The sequence below is a fragment of the Roseiterribacter gracilis genome (assembly GCA_018332375.1).
GTDB lineage: Bacteria > Pseudomonadota > Alphaproteobacteria > BOG-932 > Roseiterribacteraceae > Roseiterribacter > Roseiterribacter gracilis.
Window position 1 is genome coordinate 2,441,834 of record BOPV01000001.1, and the last position, 17,860, is coordinate 2,459,693.

General features: G+C 63.7%; 14 protein-coding genes. 10 read left to right on the forward strand and 4 right to left on the reverse strand.

Translation table 11 applies throughout. The features are described from left to right. Positions 1–41 precede the first annotated feature (41 nt). Entirely contained in the window at positions 42–1,415 is a 1,374-nt protein-coding gene (locus TMPK1_RS12010) for a hypothetical protein (RefSeq protein ID WP_420243252.1), read from the reverse strand. Positions 1,416–1,629: 214 nt separating this feature from the next. On the opposite strand from TMPK1_RS12010, the gene nagZ reads away from it, so the two are divergent. From nagZ to TMPK1_RS12040, 6 genes are all read left to right on the forward strand, one after another. Beyond that, positions 1,630–2,634: a beta-N-acetylhexosaminidase gene (gene nagZ, locus TMPK1_RS12015; protein WP_420243253.1), complete on the forward strand. Its 1,005-nt coding sequence runs from the start codon at positions 1,630–1,632 to the stop codon at positions 2,632–2,634. 94 nt (positions 2,635–2,728) lie between these two features. Then, positions 2,729–4,411 (forward strand): ABC transporter substrate-binding protein, encoded by a 1,683-nt coding sequence (locus TMPK1_RS12020; RefSeq protein WP_420243254.1) that lies wholly within the window; start codon positions 2,729–2,731, stop codon positions 4,409–4,411. 18 nt (positions 4,412–4,429) lie between these two features. Continuing rightward, positions 4,430–5,404, forward strand: coding sequence for an ABC transporter permease (locus tag TMPK1_RS12025; protein ID WP_420243255.1), 975 nt, complete (start codon positions 4,430–4,432; stop codon positions 5,402–5,404). A gap of 1 nt (position 5,405) precedes the next feature. Further along, on the forward strand, positions 5,406–6,281 hold the full coding sequence (locus TMPK1_RS12030) for an ABC transporter permease (RefSeq protein WP_420243256.1): 876 nt from the start codon (positions 5,406–5,408) through the stop codon (positions 6,279–6,281). After that, positions 6,278–7,117: an ABC transporter ATP-binding protein gene (locus TMPK1_RS12035; protein WP_420243257.1), complete on the forward strand. Its 840-nt coding sequence runs from the start codon at positions 6,278–6,280 to the stop codon at positions 7,115–7,117. Before TMPK1_RS12030 ends, TMPK1_RS12035 begins: the two co-directional genes overlap by 4 nt. Beyond that, positions 7,114–8,004 (forward strand): ABC transporter ATP-binding protein, encoded by an 891-nt coding sequence (locus TMPK1_RS12040; RefSeq protein ID WP_420243258.1) that lies wholly within the window; start codon positions 7,114–7,116, stop codon positions 8,002–8,004. The genes TMPK1_RS12035 and TMPK1_RS12040 overlap by 4 nt, the downstream gene beginning before the upstream one ends. On the opposite strand, the gene glmM is transcribed toward TMPK1_RS12040, so the two are convergent. Next, positions 8,001–9,365, reverse strand: a complete 1,365-nt coding sequence (gene glmM, locus TMPK1_RS12045; protein WP_420243259.1) for a phosphoglucosamine mutase — start codon at positions 9,363–9,365, stop codon at positions 8,001–8,003. The two genes, TMPK1_RS12040 and glmM, sit on opposite strands and share 4 nt — an antisense overlap. Positions 9,366–9,525: 160 nt before the next feature. Next, positions 9,526–10,506, reverse strand: coding sequence for an aldo/keto reductase (locus tag TMPK1_RS12050; protein ID WP_420243260.1), 981 nt, complete (start codon positions 10,504–10,506; stop codon positions 9,526–9,528). A gap of 297 nt (positions 10,507–10,803) precedes the next feature. On the opposite strand from TMPK1_RS12050, the gene TMPK1_RS12055 reads away from it, so the two are divergent. Next, on the forward strand, positions 10,804–12,837 hold the full coding sequence (locus TMPK1_RS12055; protein WP_420243261.1) for a TonB-dependent siderophore receptor: 2,034 nt from the start codon (positions 10,804–10,806) through the stop codon (positions 12,835–12,837). 157 nt (positions 12,838–12,994) lie between these two features. Then, positions 12,995–13,408, forward strand: a complete 414-nt coding sequence (locus TMPK1_RS12060) for a globin family protein (protein ID WP_420243262.1) — start codon at positions 12,995–12,997, stop codon at positions 13,406–13,408. A gap of 54 nt (positions 13,409–13,462) precedes the next feature. Here TMPK1_RS12060 and glpK read toward each other — a convergent pair whose 3' ends face one another. Next, a complete protein-coding gene (gene glpK, locus TMPK1_RS12065; protein ID WP_420243263.1) occupies positions 13,463–14,923 on the reverse strand; it encodes a glycerol kinase GlpK in 1,461 nt (486 codons plus the stop codon). A gap of 185 nt (positions 14,924–15,108) precedes the next feature. On the opposite strand from glpK, the gene glpD reads away from it, so the two are divergent. Together glpD and TMPK1_RS12075 are read left to right on the forward strand one after the other, a co-directional pair. Beyond that, on the forward strand, positions 15,109–16,587 hold the full coding sequence (gene glpD, locus TMPK1_RS12070) for a glycerol-3-phosphate dehydrogenase (RefSeq protein ID WP_420243264.1): 1,479 nt from the start codon (positions 15,109–15,111) through the stop codon (positions 16,585–16,587). Positions 16,588–16,692: 105 nt separating this feature from the next. Next, positions 16,693–17,787: a ligand-gated ion channel gene (locus tag TMPK1_RS12075; protein WP_420243265.1), complete on the forward strand. Its 1,095-nt coding sequence runs from the start codon at positions 16,693–16,695 to the stop codon at positions 17,785–17,787. The last annotated feature ends 73 nt before the right edge of the window (positions 17,788–17,860 follow it).

The window sequence follows — 17,860 nt, forward strand, 5'->3', positions numbered from 1 at the left end:
CGGCAAAAAGCCGGAATTGACAGAAAGGACGCGGCCGAAACCTACGCCGCTTGCCGCAAATGCGCCTTGAGTTGTGACAGTGCGGCTTCGAGCGCGGCGCGTTCGCGCGCCGGGTCGGGACAGTTGCGCAATACATATTCAGCCGTGCGCACGACGTCGCGCCAACGCGGGTTGCGCGGCAAGGTTTCGACCAGGAAGTACTTGTCCATGGTCCGCGTCTGCAGCGAGGACCGGTCCATATAGACGCGCCACAGACCGCTTTCCTCTGCCAGCTCGACTTTTCCTTTGCCCTTGCTGCGTTGCCAGCAATCGAGCGCCAGCACCATCACTTCGACGATGCAGCGGCGATAGCCGTCATCGAGATCCAACGGATGGGGCGGATGTTCGTTGGCGTCGGCCGCGTCGATGTCCTGCGGATCGGGCTCGTTCGCGACCGCGCCATTCGAAACCGTCAGCGGATGGACCAGCGCCACCGGCCGGGGCGCAGCCGGCGTCTGCCTATACATAAGGAGTCGTACGCTGGCCGCGGTGGCGAGCAGGCCGAACAACGCCAACGCCCATACATACAGCCACGCCGTACCGGCCAATTGGCTGCGATCGGCGAGAACCGCGTATTTCCAACCGGTTTCGGGCACCGCGTACGGACCGTAGCTGCGCTCACCACGCGCCACTTGCGTCGGCGCGATCGGCGTTCCCTGCGCGTCGAGCAAATGAAAGCGCAAACCCGGCCGTTGCAACGCGGTCAAACGCTGTTCGAGATTCGCCATCGGCAGACGGAAGGCGACGACGCCTTCGACCGTGCCGTGCCGCACCACCGGACGCGCCAGCAGAACGCCGAAACTGTCGTCGAGCCGCTTCAAGCCCGACACGACCAGGATCTGGTTCGGATCGGTCGATTGCTGCAGCCGCGCCATCACTTCGCGAAACACTTCGGCGAGCGGCGTTTCGCGTTGGCGCGCAGCCGCGAGATCGGTGGCAAAGGCGCTGTCTTTGCGCAGGGAATAGACGACGCGCCCAACCCGATCGATCAGATAGAGATCGTCGAACAGGCTGGTCTCGATCATCGCCTGAAAGCTGGGATGAAACCGCTCATGCACGTTGGCGTAGGGCGGCAGCACCGACGGCATGTCCTGCGGCTGGATCTGATTCTGGACATAGACCTGGCGCAGCAACGCGGCAGCGCGTTCGGGGTCGGGCGAGATCTGGCCGAAGGCCGGCGCGAATCCGTAATACCGGCCGATCGAGTAGCCGATGAAACTGGTGCTGGCGAAGGCCGCGCTCTGCGACTTGGCGAACTCGACCAAGGTACCGAGATCATGTTCTGCCGAAGAACGGGCGAACTCGATCTGGAATTGAGTCTTGCTCTCGATAGTATCGGCAAGCAGAAGCAACGCCGCCACAAAGGCAGCGATCAATGGCAGCAGGTAAGCTGCCCCATTATTGCGTAGCGCTTGAACCCAGCGCACGTCTGCTCCCCTGCCACATTGCGCGTCTCGTCTTTTGTTTTGACGATTTTGCCGTCGGTTTATTTGGCCGCGGCTGCGCGTTTCCCTGAGACCATACCGTCAAGTTCGTTCAACCGACAAGCGAGCCTTGATCGCAGAAGCGCGATCCAGAAGCTCTGTTGCCATGGGAACAACACCACTCGCAGTCGTCTTCGGCACGCCTGGCACGGTCCTGACGCAGGACCAGTTCGACTTCTTTCGCGATGCCGATCCGCTGGGTCTGATTCTGTTCAGCCGCAACTGCGAGAGCCCCGACCAGCTCAAGCGACTCTGCGCTCGTTTCCGCGAAGCCGTGGGCCGGGACGCGCCGATTCTGATCGACCATGAAGGCGGCCAGCATCAGCGCATGGACCCGCCGGTCTGGCCGGCGTTCCCGGCTCCTGCCGCGTTCGGCCGCCTCTATGCGCGCGACCCCGCGCTTGCGCTCGAGCTGGTGCGATTGAACGGCAATGCGATCGGAAACCTGCTGCGCGAGCACGGCGTCACGGTCGATTGCGCACCGCTGCTGGACTTGCCGGTTGCAGGTGCCGATCCGGTGATCGGCGAACGCGCCTTCGGTTCGACGCCGGCGCAAGTGATCGCAATGGGCCGCGCCTTCGTCGACGGCATGCGCGCAGCGGGTGTCACGCCGGTGATCAAACATATTCCCGGCCACGGGCGCGCAACGGTCGATAGTCACAAACAGCTTCCGACCGTCGACACGCCGCTCGACGAACTCGACCGCACCGATTTCGCACCGTTCCGTGCGCTGGCCGACGCGCCGTGGGGCATGGTCGCACACATCGTCTATCCCGCGATCGATCCGCTGCGCCCCGCTTCGACGTCAAAACCGGTGGTCGAAACCCTGATTCGCAAGCGGCTCGGTTTCAGTGGCGTGCTGATTTCCGATTGTATCTACATGGACGCGCTGCAAGGCGATCTGGCGCAACGTTGCAGCGACGTGCTGGCGTCGGGCATGGATATCGCGCTGTCGAGCCATGGCGACGTTACCGACTGGACCAAGATCGCGGCCGCTGCACGTCCATTGACCCACGACGCGCAGCGACGCCTCGCACGGCGCGAAATTGCGGTCGAAACCGTCGATGTTGACTCTGCGGTGCAGGCGATTACGCGGCAACTTGCGGCGTGAAACCGCCAAAAGAAACCGTTGGAACGGCAGCGGTGACGAAATCAACGAGTTTACGACTAGCGGGCAGCAGGCCGGACTTGGGACAGTGCGCATCATGAATCGTGTCGTTCGACGCCTCGCCCTCGCCGCCCTGCTGGTTTCCAGCGGCGCGTCCGCTCAGACGTCGACGCCGCAGACTTCGGCACCAACCACGCTGAACATCGTGGCCAACCTGACCACCGGCTGGGTGCGCAACTTCAACCCGTTCAACGAAACCACGCGCCTCCATTCGGTGCGCGAATTCGTCTACGAGCCGCTGGTCGTCTTCAACGCGATGCACAATGGCCGGCCGCATTTCCGGCTGGCGACCAATTTCGATTTCTCGCCCAACCTGCTGAAACTGACCTTCACGCTGCGCGACGGGGTGAAATGGTCGGACGGCCAGGCCTTCACCTCGAAGGACGTCGCCTTCACCTTCGAGCTGCTGCGCAAATTCCGCCCGCTCGACACGTTGGACATCTGGGACCGGATTTCTGCGGTCGAAACGCCCGACGCGCACACGGTCGTGTTCACCTTGAAACGCGTCAACGCCAACATGGCCTACGAGGTCGTGCGCGTGCCGATCGTGGCCGAGCATGTCTGGTCGAAAGTCGCCGACCCGGTGACTTTCACCAACGAGAACCCGGTCGGCACCGGCCCGATGACCGAGGTGCGACGCTTCACGTCCCAGGTCTACACCCAGTGCCGCAACCCGAATTACTGGGACGCGGCGCATCTCAAAGTCGAATGTCTGTCCTTCCCGCAAGTCGGCAGCAACGAGCAATTGCTGATCGCGGCAGCGGCTGGTTCGATCGATTGGTTCGGCGCCTTCCTGCCCGACATCGAACGCACCTATGTCGCGGCCGACCCGCAACATCACCGCTACTGGTTTCCGCCGGGCGGCACGGTTGCGATCAACATCAATTTCGATAGTCGCGACGCCGGCAACCGCGCTGCCTTCCGCAACGTCAATTTCCGCCGCGCCGTTTCGATGGCGATCGATCGCCGCGCCATCGTCGACATCGCTGGCTATGGCTATCCGATCGTCAACGAATACGCGTCGGGTCTCGGCCGCACCTATCAGGATTGGACCAACGCGGAAGCAGAGCGGAAATACAGCCGCTTCACCAAATTCGACAAAGACGCGGCGCGTGCACTGCTGGCGGAAAGCGGGTTCCGCGACGTCAATGGCGACGGCTTCGTCGAGAATCCCGACGGCAGCCCGATCAGCTTTTACATTCTGGCGCCGAACGGCTGGACCGATTGGGTCAACTCCTCGCAGCTCGTCGCCGAAGGATTGAACGCAATCGGCATCAATGCGCGCGTCTCGACACCGGAGCCGGCAGCCTGGACGCAGAAGCTGATCAGCGGCAATTACGACATGGCGATCAACGCCTATCTGACCGGTGAGACGCCGCACCGTTCGCTCGATATGGCATTTCATTCGCGCCATGTCGGCAAGTCCCGCTTTGCCGCAACGCGCTTCACCGATCCGGAACTCGATACGGCGCTCAACAATTTCATCGCGACGATCGATCCGGTGGCGCAGCGCCAGGCGATGGACCGGGTGCAAATGATCCTGGCCGCGAACACGCCGTACGTGCCGCTGTTCAGCAATCCAATCTGGTACGAATACAACACGCGCCGTTTCAAAGGCTGGTTCAACGCCGACAATCCGGTCGCACGTCCCGACGTGTTCGACGGAACGCCCGAACGCCTGCTGCATCTGCTGGCGATCGAGCCGGTCGGCAATTCCTGATCCCAGGCATTCGCGACCATGGCTTTTCTCCTGCGCCGGATCGCTTTCTACGTCGCTGCCTTTCTGGTGGCTGCGACGTTCAATTTTCTGCTGCCGCGCCTGCTCCCGGGCGATCCGGTTGAAACCATGTTCGCGCAATCGGGCACGGCCTTGCCGCCCGAAAGCATGGCGGCGCTGCGCGCGACGTTCGGATTCATCGATCAGCCGCTGCCGCTGCAGTACGGCCGCTATCTCGCCAGCGTGTTCACCTGGGATCTCGGCCTGTCGATCAAGTTTCACCCGCTGACGGTGAACGAGGTTTTGTGGCGCGCACTGCCCTGGACGTTGCTGCTGGTGCTGACGTCGTCGCTGATCGCGTTCTCGGTCGGATCGCTGGCAGGTGTTGCGGCTGCGTGGCGCCGCGGCGGACGGTTCGACAGTTTCGGTGCGCCGGCTGCGTTGATGATGCAGGCGGTGCCGCCGCTCGTGACGTCATTGGTCGCGCTGTACGTCTTCGCGATCGAGTTCAAGATTCTGCCGACCGGCTTCGCCTGGGGTGCGGAACTCGATCCCGGTTGGAATTTTGCCTTCATGGCCTCGGTCGCGCAGCACGCGATTTTGCCGGTGACGACGCTCGCGCTGGCGCAGATCGGCGGCTACCTGATCACGATGCGCAACAGCATGATCAATCTGCTGGGCGAAGATTACATCGTGCTGGGCACAGCCAAGGGACTTGGCGATGCGCGTTTGCGCTTCGCCTATGCGGGCTTGAACGCGCTGCTGCCAGCCATGACGAGTTTCGCGATGACGTTGGGCGCCGTGTTCGGCGGCAGCCTGATCACCGAGATCGTCTTCAACTATCCCGGCCTGGGCTACACGCTGTTTCAAGGCATCGCAGCGCGCGACTATCCGCTGATCCAGGGACAGTTGCTGATCATGACCCTGGCAATGCTGGGCGCAAATTTCATCGCCGATCTGCTGACCCTGGCGCTCGACCCGCGACTGCGAGCCTGATTTGCGCACCATCCTCAAGACCCTGCTGCGCAATCGCAAAGCCGCCTTTGGCGCTGCCATCGTCGGCCTGTTCCTTGCGCTTGCGGCCGCAGCACCTTTGCTGGCGCCCTACGCGCCCAACCAGCGCGCCGCAAAACCGCACGAGCCGCCGTCGACCGAACATGTTCTGGGCTCGACGCGCATGGGGCGCGACGTGCTTTCGCAAACCATCCATGGCGGCCGCACCTCGTTGCTGGTCGGATTCGCGGCGGGATTGATCGTGACCGTGATCGGCGTCGGCATCGGCGTGACCGCCGGCTATTTCGGCGGCCGCGTCGATGAAGCGCTGAATCTACTGACCAACATCTCGCTGGTGATTCCGAATCTGCCGCTGATGCTGGTGCTGGCAGCGTTTCTGGGACAGACGAGTCCGTTCGTCATCGCAGCGATCATCGGCCTGACAAGTTGGGGCTGGGGCGCACGCGTGGTGCGCGCGCAAACCTTGTCGCTGCGGCAACGCGATTACGTGCTGGCGGCCGAGCTGCTGGGTGAACCGGCCTGGCGCGTCATTACGATCGAGCTGGTGCCGAATCTGATTTCGATCATCGGCTTCAATTTCATCGGCAGCGTCCTCTATGCCGTGATCACCGAAGCGACCTTGGAGTTCTTGGGCCTGGGCGATCCGATGGCGCTGTCCTGGGGCACGATGCTGTATCACGCGCAGACGACCTCGGCGTTGCGCGTCGGCGCCTGGTGGGAAGTGGTGGCGCCGTCGCTGGCGCTGGCCATCTTCGGCAGCGGCCTGTCGCTGATCAATTTCGGCATCGACGAGATCGCCAATCCGCGCCTGCGCAGCTTGCGCATTCCCAAAGCCCTGCGCGCGGCGTTCGCGAAATGACCTTGCTGCAAGTCCGCAACCTGTCGGTCGATTACGCCACCGAAGACGGCGTTGTGCATGCCGCACGCGACATCTCGTTCGACATCGCGCCGGGCGAAGTGCTGGGGCTGGCCGGTGAATCCGGCTCGGGCAAAAGCACCGTCGCCTTCGCCATCGCGCGGCTGCACCGCCCGCCCGCTTTCATCAGCGACGGCAGCGTGACGTTGGACGGCACCGACGTTCTGCAGCTCGACGGCGAAGCGTTGCGCGCCTGGCGCTGGCGCGAGGTTGCGGTCGTGCTGCAAAGCGCGATGAATGCGCTGAACCCGTTGCTGCGCGTTGCCGACCAGTTCCGCGACATGTTCCAGGCGCACGGCATTCACGACCGTAAAGAGATCCGCGCCCGCAGCGCCGACCTGCTGAACATGGTTGGAATCGATCCGGCGCGTCTCGACGACTATCCGCACCGGTTCAGCGGCGGCATGCGCCAACGTATCGTGATCGCCATGGCGTTGGCGCTGAGCCCGAAGCTGCTGATCATGGACGAGCCGACCACCGCGCTCGACGTGGTGGTGCAGCGCGAATTGCTGGAAGAAGTCGCCGACCTGCGCAGCAAGCTCGGCTTTGCCGTGCTGTTCATCACGCACGATCTCGCCTTGATGAGTCAGTTCTGCGACCGGATCGGCATCATGCTGCGCGGCGAGCTGGTCGAGCTGGGAACGCCGACGCAAATGGTTGCAGCCCCGCGCCATCCCTATACGCGCGCTTTGTGGAACGCGATTCCGCCGCTGCATCCACCCTCTTATCCGCTTGAGGGGCCGCTGCGGCCCCAAGGTGGTCAGGTACAGCGCCAATGACACCGGTGTTGGAAACACGCGGCCTGTGCATGTCGTTCGGGGCGCAGAAGCTCGCGGCTCTTTCCGACGTTAGCATCGCGCTGCATGAAGGGCGTTGCCTGGCGCTGGTCGGCGAATCCGGTTCGGGCAAAAGCACCTGCGCCAAGTTGCTGACGCGCATGCTGCGCCCGACTGAAGGCACGATTCATTTCGGCGGCGAAGACGTCACCGTGCTGCGCGGGCGGTCGGACCTGCGCACCTATCGCAGCCACGTGCAGATGGTGTTCCAAGATCCGTTCGCGGCACTGAACCCCGCCCATTCGGTGCAGCATCATCTCGAACGGCCGCTGGCGCTGCACAAACCGAATCTGTCCCGCGCCGAACGAACCGAAGCCGCGTCGGCGCTGCTGCGTCAGGTCGAACTGGACCCAGCCACGACCTTGCGCAAATTTCCGCACGAGCTGAGCGGCGGCCAGCGCCAGCGCGTCAATCTTGCGCGCGCATTGGCGGTCGATCCGGCCGTGATCATCGCCGATGAACCGACTTCGATGTTGGACATGTCGATCCGGCTTAGCGTGCTGGACATGTTCGCGCCGTTGAAGCGCGAACGTCGCATCGCGATGCTGTACATCACGCACGACATCGCAACGGCGCGCTACGTCGCCGAAGAGACCGCGGTTCTGTACGGCGGCCGCATCGTCGAAATGGGACCGACCGATCGCCTGATCGACGATCCGCGCCATCCCTACACGAAACTGTTGTTGGAAGCGGTGCCCGAAATCGGCCGCCCGTTCGGCTCGACGCGCCTCAGCGTCGAAGCCGACCGTGTGCGTGCGATCAGCCGCGGCGCCGGCGATCTACGGGAAGTGGCGCCCGGACATTTCGTGCGCGAGATTGCGACGAATTAAGCCGCCGACGCGGCCGGTGCATCGCCGGCACGGATTACGTCGCAGATCCTGTCGACGGCGCTTTCCACCGTCGAACGGTCGTCACCTTCAGCCATGACGCGGATCAGCTTCTCGGTGCCCGACTTGCGCACCAGCACGCGTCCGCGACCGTTGAGCAAGGCTTCGACTTCGGCGATCGCGCCTTTGACGTCGGCGCGTTCGAGCGGCGGGGTGCCGTCGAACCGCACGTTTTTCAGCACTTGCGGCACGGTATCGAAGACGTGCAGCACTTCGCTCGCCTTCTTTTCCTGCGCCACGATCGCAGCCAGCACCTGCAACGACGCCAGCAAGCCGTCGCCGGTCGTCGCATAGTCCGACAGAACCAGATGGCCCGACTGTTCGCCGCCGATATTGAATCCGTCGGCGCGCATGCGCTCGACGACATAGCGATCGCCGACGGCGGTGCGCACGAGATTCAAGCCGCGCTTTTGCAGATGCCGTTCGAGTCCGAGATTGGACATGACCGTCGCAACCACGCCGCCGCCGGTCAGCAGGCCTGCATCGGCCCAGCAGGTCGCGATCAGCGCCATGATCTGGTCGCCGTCGATGCGACGGCCGCGTTCGTCGGCGAGGATCAGACGATCGGCATCGCCGTCGAGCGCAATGCCGAGATCGGCACCGTGCAGCACGACCGCTTCTTGCATCGCTTCGGGCGCAACCGCGCCGCATTTCTCGTTGATGTTGGTGCCGTTCGGATTGACCGCGACCGGGATCACTTCGGCGCCGAGTTCGAACAAAACGCGCGGCGCAACTTTGTACGCAGCACCGTTGGCGCAATCGATGACGATCTTGAGTCCTTCGAGCGAGCGGCCTTTGGGGAAGCTCGACTTCACATATTCGGCGTAACGGCCCGGCGCGTCGTCGAGACGCTGCGCGCGACCAAGTTGCTTTGCATGCGCAAGCTCGCCATGCGCGCCGCTTTCGATCTTGGATTCGATCTCCATCTCGATCGCGTCGGACAGTTTGTAGCCGTCGGCGCCGAACAGTTTGATGCCGTTGTCTTCGAACGGGTTGTGCGAGGCGGAAATCATCACGCCCAGATCGGCGCGGTAGCTGCGCGTCAACATCGCGACCGCGGGCGTCGGCAACGGACCGACCATGGTCACGTCGAATCCCATCGATACGAAGCCCGCTGCCAGCGCCGGTTCGAACAAATAGCCCGACAGGCGCGTGTCCTTGCCGATCACGACGCGGTGGCGGTGTTCGCCACGACGCAACACGGCGGCGCTGGCCATCGCGACTTTGAGCGCGATCTCGGCCGTCATCGGCGTGTCGTTGGCGCGGCCGCGGATGCCGTCAGTGCCGAAGAGTTTGCGGGTCATGGGGACGAAGCCTGCAGGGAGGGAAGCGCGACCGTAGGCGGGCCAGATGGCAAAAACGTTACCGGGTTTGCCCCCGCCGCCGCTAGTCGCGTGGTCATGAACGCCGCGGATCCGATCCGATTCCCCACCGCAGTTCTGTGCTGCCCAAGGAGCGGCAGGCCTAGCCGCGATCGACCATCGCCATCGACGCAGCTGGATAGCGCGGCCCCGCCACCGCCGATCCGGCCTGGTTGAGACGCTCCATATCCTGCGCGGTCAGCGTCAGCGCAACCGCGCCGAGATTGTCCTCGAGATAGGTCCGCCGTTTGGTCCCCGGGATCGGCACGATGTGCGGGCCGCGTTGCAGCAGCCAAGCCAGCGCGACGCGCGCCGGCGTCGATCCGTGCGCGATCGCAATCTCGCGCACGAGATCGGCGATACGTTGGTTGGCGTCGAAGTTCTGGCCCTGCAGGCGCGGGTCGTTTTTGGCGCGGAAGTCGCCCGCTGCATGTTCTTCGGCGCGTTTGCCGGTGCCGGTCAGAAAGCCGCGACCAAGCGGGCTGAACGGCACCAGGCCGATGCCAAGCTCGCTCAACGTCGGAATGATGTCTGCTTCGAGGCCGCGCTCCCAAATCGAATATTCGCTTTGCAGCGCCGTCACCTTCTGCACCTTGTGCGCACGACGGATGGTCGCCGCACTCGCTTCCGACAGGCCGAAGTGCAGCACTTTTCCCTGCGCGATCAAATCGCGCACCGTGCCTGCAACATCTTCGATCGGCACCGCCGGATCGACGCGATGCTGGTAGAGAAGATCGATCCGATCGGTCTGCAACCGCTTGAGCGACGCTTCGACGACGTCGCGAATATGTTCGGGGCGGCTGTTCACGCCCTGCAGCGACGAGCCGATGACGAAACCGAATTTGGTCGCCAAGGTGACTTGCTCGCGCTTGCCGCCAGCCAGCGCGCGACCCAACAATTCTTCGTTCGTGTACGGACCATAGACTTCGGCCGTATCGAGAAAGGTGCAGCCAAGGTCGATCGCGCGATGGATTGTCGCGATCGATTCTGCGTCGTCGGGCGTGCCGTAGGCATGGCTCATCCCCATGCAGCCAAGGCCGAGCGCGGATACGTCCAGTTCACCGATCGTGCGTTTGGGCAGCATCCGACTCTCCTGCAAAAGACCTGGTGGCCAATCTGCCCCCGATAACGCCCGAATTGCAGGCCCGTGCGCGCATTCCTGCTGTCGCCAAGCAACAAATCTGGTGTTGGCGCGAGATCGACCTCTTGAAATCACACCTTGTTCCGGCGCATCTCTCCGCCCCTCGCGCGTCGCCAATCCCTGGCGGCGCTGACTGGTGCCCGGACATTGCACTCCACAAAAACGACGACACTCGCCACCCTTCTCACCCTCCTCCCCCTCACCGCACACGCCCAGACGCGACCTCTAGCAGAGGAAATCGTGGTCACGGCGACGCGGACGGAAGAACCGGCTCGGGAGGTGCCGGCTGCGATCTCAACGATCGGCCGTGCAGAGTGGGAAAAACGCGGCGCGCTGTTTATCGGCGACGAGCTCGCCCAAATCCCCGGCCTGACTTTGCAGCGGAATGACAGCGGCACGTATACGTCGCTGACCTTGCGCGGCGTGCCGAACCGGATTCACAACGACACGCTGCTTGCGTTGGTCGACGGAATTCCGATGGTGGCCGGCGACGACGAAATCGATCTCGAACAGATTCCGTACGACGCAACCGAACGCGTCGACGTTTTGCGCGGCCCGTCTTCGTCGCTGTACGGACGCGGCGCCGTGTCGGGCACGCTGAACTATCTGACTCGGTCGATCCCCAATACGACGACGGTCAGCGCCGGCACGACGTATGGCAGTTGGGATTATCGCAAGTTCGAAGCCAGCGCAGCGTTGGACGGCAAAGTCCTGCTGCTCGCCACCGACGAACATGGCGGCGGCTGGCGCGATCACACGGCGCGCGACGGGCGGACCTTCTTCGGCAAAACCAAGATTGATCTCGGCGACAACGCAACGCTGACTCTGTGGGGCGCGCGCATGCGCGCCGATCAGGATCTGGCGGGCGAGCTGCCGGTCGATGCCAATGCGCGTCTGCTGACGCTGCCGAACCCGCGCGGGCGGCAAGCGAACTACAATGAAGACGATGCGGGTTTTGCCAAACGCATCACCTACGGCACCGCCATCCTCGACTGGAAGATCGCCGACGGCGTCACCTTGACGACCAAGCTGCATCGCCGCGGCGCCGATACGACGGCGAACCAAGCCTTCTATCGCGGCTACGATCCCGCGACCTTCCTGATCAGCTTCACCGGCTTTTCGGTGCATGCCGACGACAATACCTGGTTCGGCGAACAGCAAATGACGTGGCGCACGTCGAACAACCGTCTCGTCGCTGGTCTTTCGGCCGAGCGCATCAATGCGCGCCACGTCGAAACCTGGACCGGCGAATTCGATTTCGGCGCGCTGTTCTATACCAAGCGTCGCGACGTGCGCACCGGCGCCTATGTCAATCAAGGCGATTGGATCAGCGATCACTTGCTTGACGCGGCAAGCCGCGAAACCGCGTTGGCGGCGTATCTCGAAGACGAGTTTCGTCCGCTGCCCTGGTTGCGCCTGACCGCGGGCGCGCGGCTCGATCATTTCTCGCGCAACGTCGAGTACGGTCCGACTGCAACCGGCTTTGGCCCCAACCCGCCTGCCAACGCACACGACCAAGATCGCCATCTTTCGCCCAAAGCATCGGTCGGCGTGCGTCTCGTCGACGGCGTTGAAGCCTATGCGTCGTACGGCGAAGCCTTCAGCCCGGGCTTTGGCCCGATCTGGTCGTTCATCAATCGCGCCACCGACACGCGCCCGGAAACCGCGCGCAACTACGAGCTAGGCGTGAAATGGTCTGCAGGTGCATTCGACGGCGCAGCTTCGGTCTACCGGCTCGACCGGCACGATCTGATTCAACTGATCACCGACGGGCCGTCGGCGCGCACGGTGAATGCAGGCGCGCAACGATCGGAAGGGTTCGAACTCGAAACGCGCTGGCGTCCCGACACGGCGTGGACGGTCGCGCTGACCTACGCCTTGACCCGCGCACGCTGGATCGACGACCGGTTTTTCGATTCCGATCTGGGACAGAATTTCGATTTCTCGGGCAAGCGCGTTGCGGGCGTGCCGCGCCACGCGGGCTCGGTTAGCGTCGAGCGTCGGTTCGACGCAATCAATGTAAGCCTGCGCGGCTGGGTTGAGGCGCAAGGCGATTACGCGGTCGACAATCCCAACAGCGTGACCGCCGGCGGCTTCTGGATTGCCAACGCCACCGCGATCTGGAGGCCGGTCGAACGGCTGGATTTGCAAGCAACGGTACGCAACCTATTCGACCGCAGCTACGCGCAGTTGGTCGGCGGCAATCTCGGTCCGACGGCGGCCTTCCCACAATTGCCACGCGCGTTCCTGGTGCAAGCGCGCTGGCGGTTCTGATATCGGCAAGGCAGGACACTGGCTGCTACCGGCCGCGTTGCACGAGATTCGATCACGCATGCACACGGCGTGACCAGTTTGCGGTGAGACGCGAATTGAGACGGCATCTGCGATTGGAAAAAGTTGCACACGGCGCCGCGTGCAGCGACAAGACGCGATGACTCCTGCTCAAAAAGCGCTGGTTCGCGCCAGCTTCGACAAGGTGCAGCCGATCGCCAGCGCGGCGGCAGCGCTGTTCTACGGCAAGTTGTTTGAACTCGACCCGGCGCTGAAGCCGCTCTTCAAAGGCGACATGAACGAGCAAGGCCGCAAGCTGATGGCGATGATCGGCACGGCTGTGTCGAACCTCGACAAGCTCGACGTGCTGATTCCTGCCGTCCAGGCGCTCGGCCGGCGCCACAATCGCTACGGCGTCATCGACTCGCACTACACGACGGTTGCGGCGGCGCTGCTATGGACGCTGGAACGCGGCCTGGGCGATGACTTCACGCCCGCGACGCGCGAAGCCTGGACCGTCGTCTACACGGTTCTCGCCGACACGATGAAAGCGGCGCAGAAAGAAGCACCCTAACTTTTCGTTTGGCGCTTTTTCCTCCGCGAACCGGTAGCCACTTCGCGGAAAACGCTAGCCGGCAATCGACGAGCGCACGCGCGCGACTGCGTCTTTCCAGCCGGCGAGACGCGCATCGCGCTCGTCGCTCGACATCGACGGCTCGAAGCGCCGGTCGAGTTTCCACAAACGTTCGGTTTCGCTCGTATCGCGAAACACACCTGCGCCCAGACCGGCCAACACGGCCGCGCCCCACGCCGTCGTTTCCAGTTCGACCGGACGTTCGACCGGCACGCCAAGCAGATCGGCGAGAAACTGCATCGCCCAATCATTCGCCGCCATGCCGCCATCGACGCGCAACACGGTGAGGTCCGGCACGCCGTCCGCCGCCAAGGCGTCGGTCAGGTCGCGCGTCTGGAAACACACCGCCTCCAACGCGGCGCGCACGATTTCGGCAATGCCGGTATCGCGCGTCAGGCCCAGCAACGCACCGCGCGCTTGTGGATCCCAATAGGGCGCACCGAGTCCGGTGAAAGCCGGCACCAAAAACACGCTTTTCGCCGACGGTGACGCGGCGCGCGCCAGCGCTTCGGTTTCGTCGGCGCGTTGGAACAGTTTCAACCCGTCGCGCAGCCACTGCACCGCCGCGCCCGCAACGAAGATCGATCCTTCCAGCGCGTAGGTGGTCTTGCCGCCGAGACGATAGGCCGAGGTCGTCAGCAGACGGTTGTTCGACATCAGTGGCGTGTCGCCGGTATTCACCACCAGAAAACAGCCCGTGCCGTAGGTCGCCTTCACCGTACCCGGCGCCCAGCATGCCTGCCCAACCGTTGCAGCCTGCTGGTCGCCGGCGCAGCCGGTGATTGGAATACCGTCGCTGGTTTTCGCAATCGGACCGGCGCAATCGACGACGGTCGGCAGCAGCGCGCGCGGAATCTGGAACAGCGACAGAAGCTCGTCGTCCCATTGGTTGCGGTGAATATCGAACAGCAACGTGCGCGCCGCATTGGTTGCGTCGGTCGCATGCACCTTGCCGTCGGTCAGACGCCACAACAGAAACGAGTCGATCGTGCCGAAGGCCAGCTCGCCGCGTTCGGCGCGCGCGCGAAAATTCTGTTGGTCAAGCAGCCAGCCCAGCTTGGTCGCAGAGAAATACGGATCGAGCAGCAGGCCGGTGCGCGCACGGATCAGCGTTTCGACGCCGCGCGCCTGCAGCGCGATACAACGATCGGCGGTGCGCCGGTCCTGCCACACGATTGCGGGTGCCACAGCGCGCCCGGTGGCGCGATCCCACAACACCGTCGTTTCACGCTGGTTGGTGATGCCGATGGCGTCGATGCGACGGTTGGCGGAGACGTCGGCGACGACCTCGCGCGCGGCGGTCCAGATCGCTTCGGGATCGTGCTCGACCCAACCGGGCGCGGGATAGGATTGCACCAAAGGTCGCGACGCGCGCGCCAATGCTGCACCGCGCTCGTCAAAGACGATTGCGCGCGTGCTGGTTGTGCCCTGATCGAGCGCAAGCAAATGAGCCATGTGAGAGCGACCTTGCGAAGCGATCGAGACACGGTCAAGGCGGTGCTCCCTCTCCCCCGCGGGGAGAGGGATGGGGTGCGGGGGCGTTGGCGCGCAACTGTCGACGCGCAAGCCCCCTCACCTTCCCACGCACTGCGTGCGCGGGCCCCTTCCTCTCCCCAAGGGGAGATGCGATTCAGAGAGTCATGGCCCGATTCGATCTGCTGGTGATTGGCGGTGGCATCAACGGCGTCGGCATTGCGCGCGACGCAGTCGGCCGTGGCCTGTCCGTCCTGCTGGTCGAGCGCGGTGATCTTGGCGGTGCGACCTCGTCCGCCAGCTCCAAACTGATTCACGGCGGCCTGCGCTATCTCGAACATGGCGAGTTCGCGCTGGTGCGCGAGTCGCTGCTCGAACGCGCAACGATGCTGCGCATCGCACCGCATCTGGTGCGGCCGGTGCGGTTCGTGTTGCCGCATTTTCCCGGCATGCGTCCGCGCTGGATGCTGCGTTTCGGCCTGTTTCTCTACGACCTGTTGCAAGGAAAAAGCCTGCCGCATGCCTATTCGGTGCGGCTCGATCGCGATCCGGTCGGCGCGCCGTTGCGCGACGGCATGCGCAACGGCTTCGTCTATGCCGACTGCGCCGTCGACGATGCGCGCCTGGTTGTGTTGACCGCGCGCGACGCGGCTGAACGCGGCGCGGATATCCGCACCCGCACCGAACTTCGCAGTGCTGCACGTCACGGCGATGTCTGGCGCGCGACGTTGGTACACGACGGAAAAGAAGAAATCGTCGAAGCGCGCGCCATCGCCAATGTCGCCGGCCCCTGGGTCAGCGAAAGCGCGGCGCGCATCGACGGCAAGAACTTGCCCGTGCGAGCCATCCGTCTCGTCAAAGGCAGCCATATCGTCGTCGAGAAATTCTATGACGGCGACCAGGCTTACACGCTGCAGGCACAAGACGGCCGCGTCGTTTTTGCGATTCCGTACCAGCGCGACTTCACCTTGATCGGCACCACCGATACGCCGATCGACGGCGATCCTGCCCGCGTCTGCGCCACACAGGACGAGCGCGACTATTTGCGTTCGGTCGCCAACAGCCTGTTCCGCAAACAACTGACCGATGCCGACATACGCTGGACCTATGCCGGCGTGCGGCCTTTGCTCGACGACGGCAAGGCGAACGCATCGCAAGTGACGCGCGACTATAAATTCGACATCGACGCGCCGCCCGGTCTGGCGCCACTGCTGGGCGTCTATGGCGGCAAGCTCACCACCTATCGCCACCTGGCTGAACGCGCCACCGACAAGCTGACGGTTGCGCTGGGACAACGACAGGCGCGCTGGACCGCGGACGAGCCGCTACCGGGCGGCGATGCCGGGTATATGACGATGCTGGGCGAGGCGTCGTTGCGCTGGCCGTTCCTGTCCGACGCGATGCGCACGCGTTTGCTGCATGCCTATGGCACGCGCATCGAACGCGTGCTGGGCAAGGCCCAGTCGCTGGCGGACCTTGGGATTCATTTTGGTGCCGACCTGTACGAAGCCGAACTTTTGCACATGCAGCGCGACGAATGGACGATGAGCGCCGACGACGCACTATGGCGGCGCAGCAAGCTGGGCTTGCGCCTGACCGAAGCGCAGCAGGCGCGTGTGCAAGCCTGGTTCAACACGCACGGCTGACCGCAAGCTGTCATGAACGGCGCACAAACGCCGTTCATTTTCAGCGCTTCTTCAAGCGACTGATGCTACGCGGCTGGGAGAACACCGGCCGTGGAGCAGAACGCAATGACCGACACGACGACCCCCGCCACCAGCCGCGGGGTCAGCAAACGCATGTTGCTGGCCGGATGGGCGGTGCTGATCGCGCTGATCTATCTCGCCATCGGCACGGCGGGCTTCACCACCATTCACGATGAGCGCGTCGCGGCCGAGAAGAGTCACCAGGCGCGCATGACGGCCGGCCCGGCCGACGCGCTGCCGCCGGGCAACTTCGTTCCGGTCACGACCGGCCTCTATCTCGACGGGATCGAAACGATGTCGCTGCGCGACTCGTTCTGGACACCGACGTTTTACATCTGGTTCCGCTGGAACGGCGACAAGGCGCTGAACCCTGGCGGCAATTTCCGTCTCGTCGACGGCAGCATCACGCGCAAGGATCTGCAGGACGAATATTACGGCGCCGACGGCAACAACTATCAGCGCTACCGCGTCAGCGCGCGCATCACCAAGTTCTTCAACACGACGCGCGTGCCGCGCGACGGCCACCAGCTCAACATCTATGTCGAAGATTCGCGCTTCGACGCGACCAAGCTGCGCTATGTCGTCGATCCGGCGACGGGCATCAGCTCGCGCGTGCAGGTGTCGGGCTACAATGTCGCGCATCAGGCGCAGCAAGTCGCAAAGGCGCACGCTTACAAAACCACCTATGGCGATCCGCGTGTCGAAGGCGACGGCAACCGCGTCTTCAGCATGTATTCGTACGGCATCGACGTCGCGCGCGCCGGCATGGGCGTCTATTTCAAAGTCTTCATCGGCTTGTTCGCCGGCATCACGCTGGCCTTCGCGAGCTTTGGCTTGCGCGCGTCGGAGATGAATCCGCGCTTCTCGATGTTGGCCGGTTCTTATTTCGGCGCCGTCGCCAACTCGTATCTCGCCGGTTCGCTGATTCCGTCGGCGGGACAATTCGGCCTGGTCGAGTTCGTGACCTTCCTCGGCCTGTTCACGATCTTCTTCTCGCTGATCGCGACGATCGTCTCGATCTATATCGCGGCCATCAAAGGCGACAAGGAACTGTCGCGGTCGTTCGACATGGTGACGCTCACCGTCGCAGCGCTCGGTTATATCGTCGTGAACATCGTGCTGCCGCTCAGCGCCGGCTGACCTAGGTTTTCCCGCGAAGTGGGTACCGGTTCGCGGAGGGAAAACCGTCAAACAAAAAGGAGAGCATGACCCG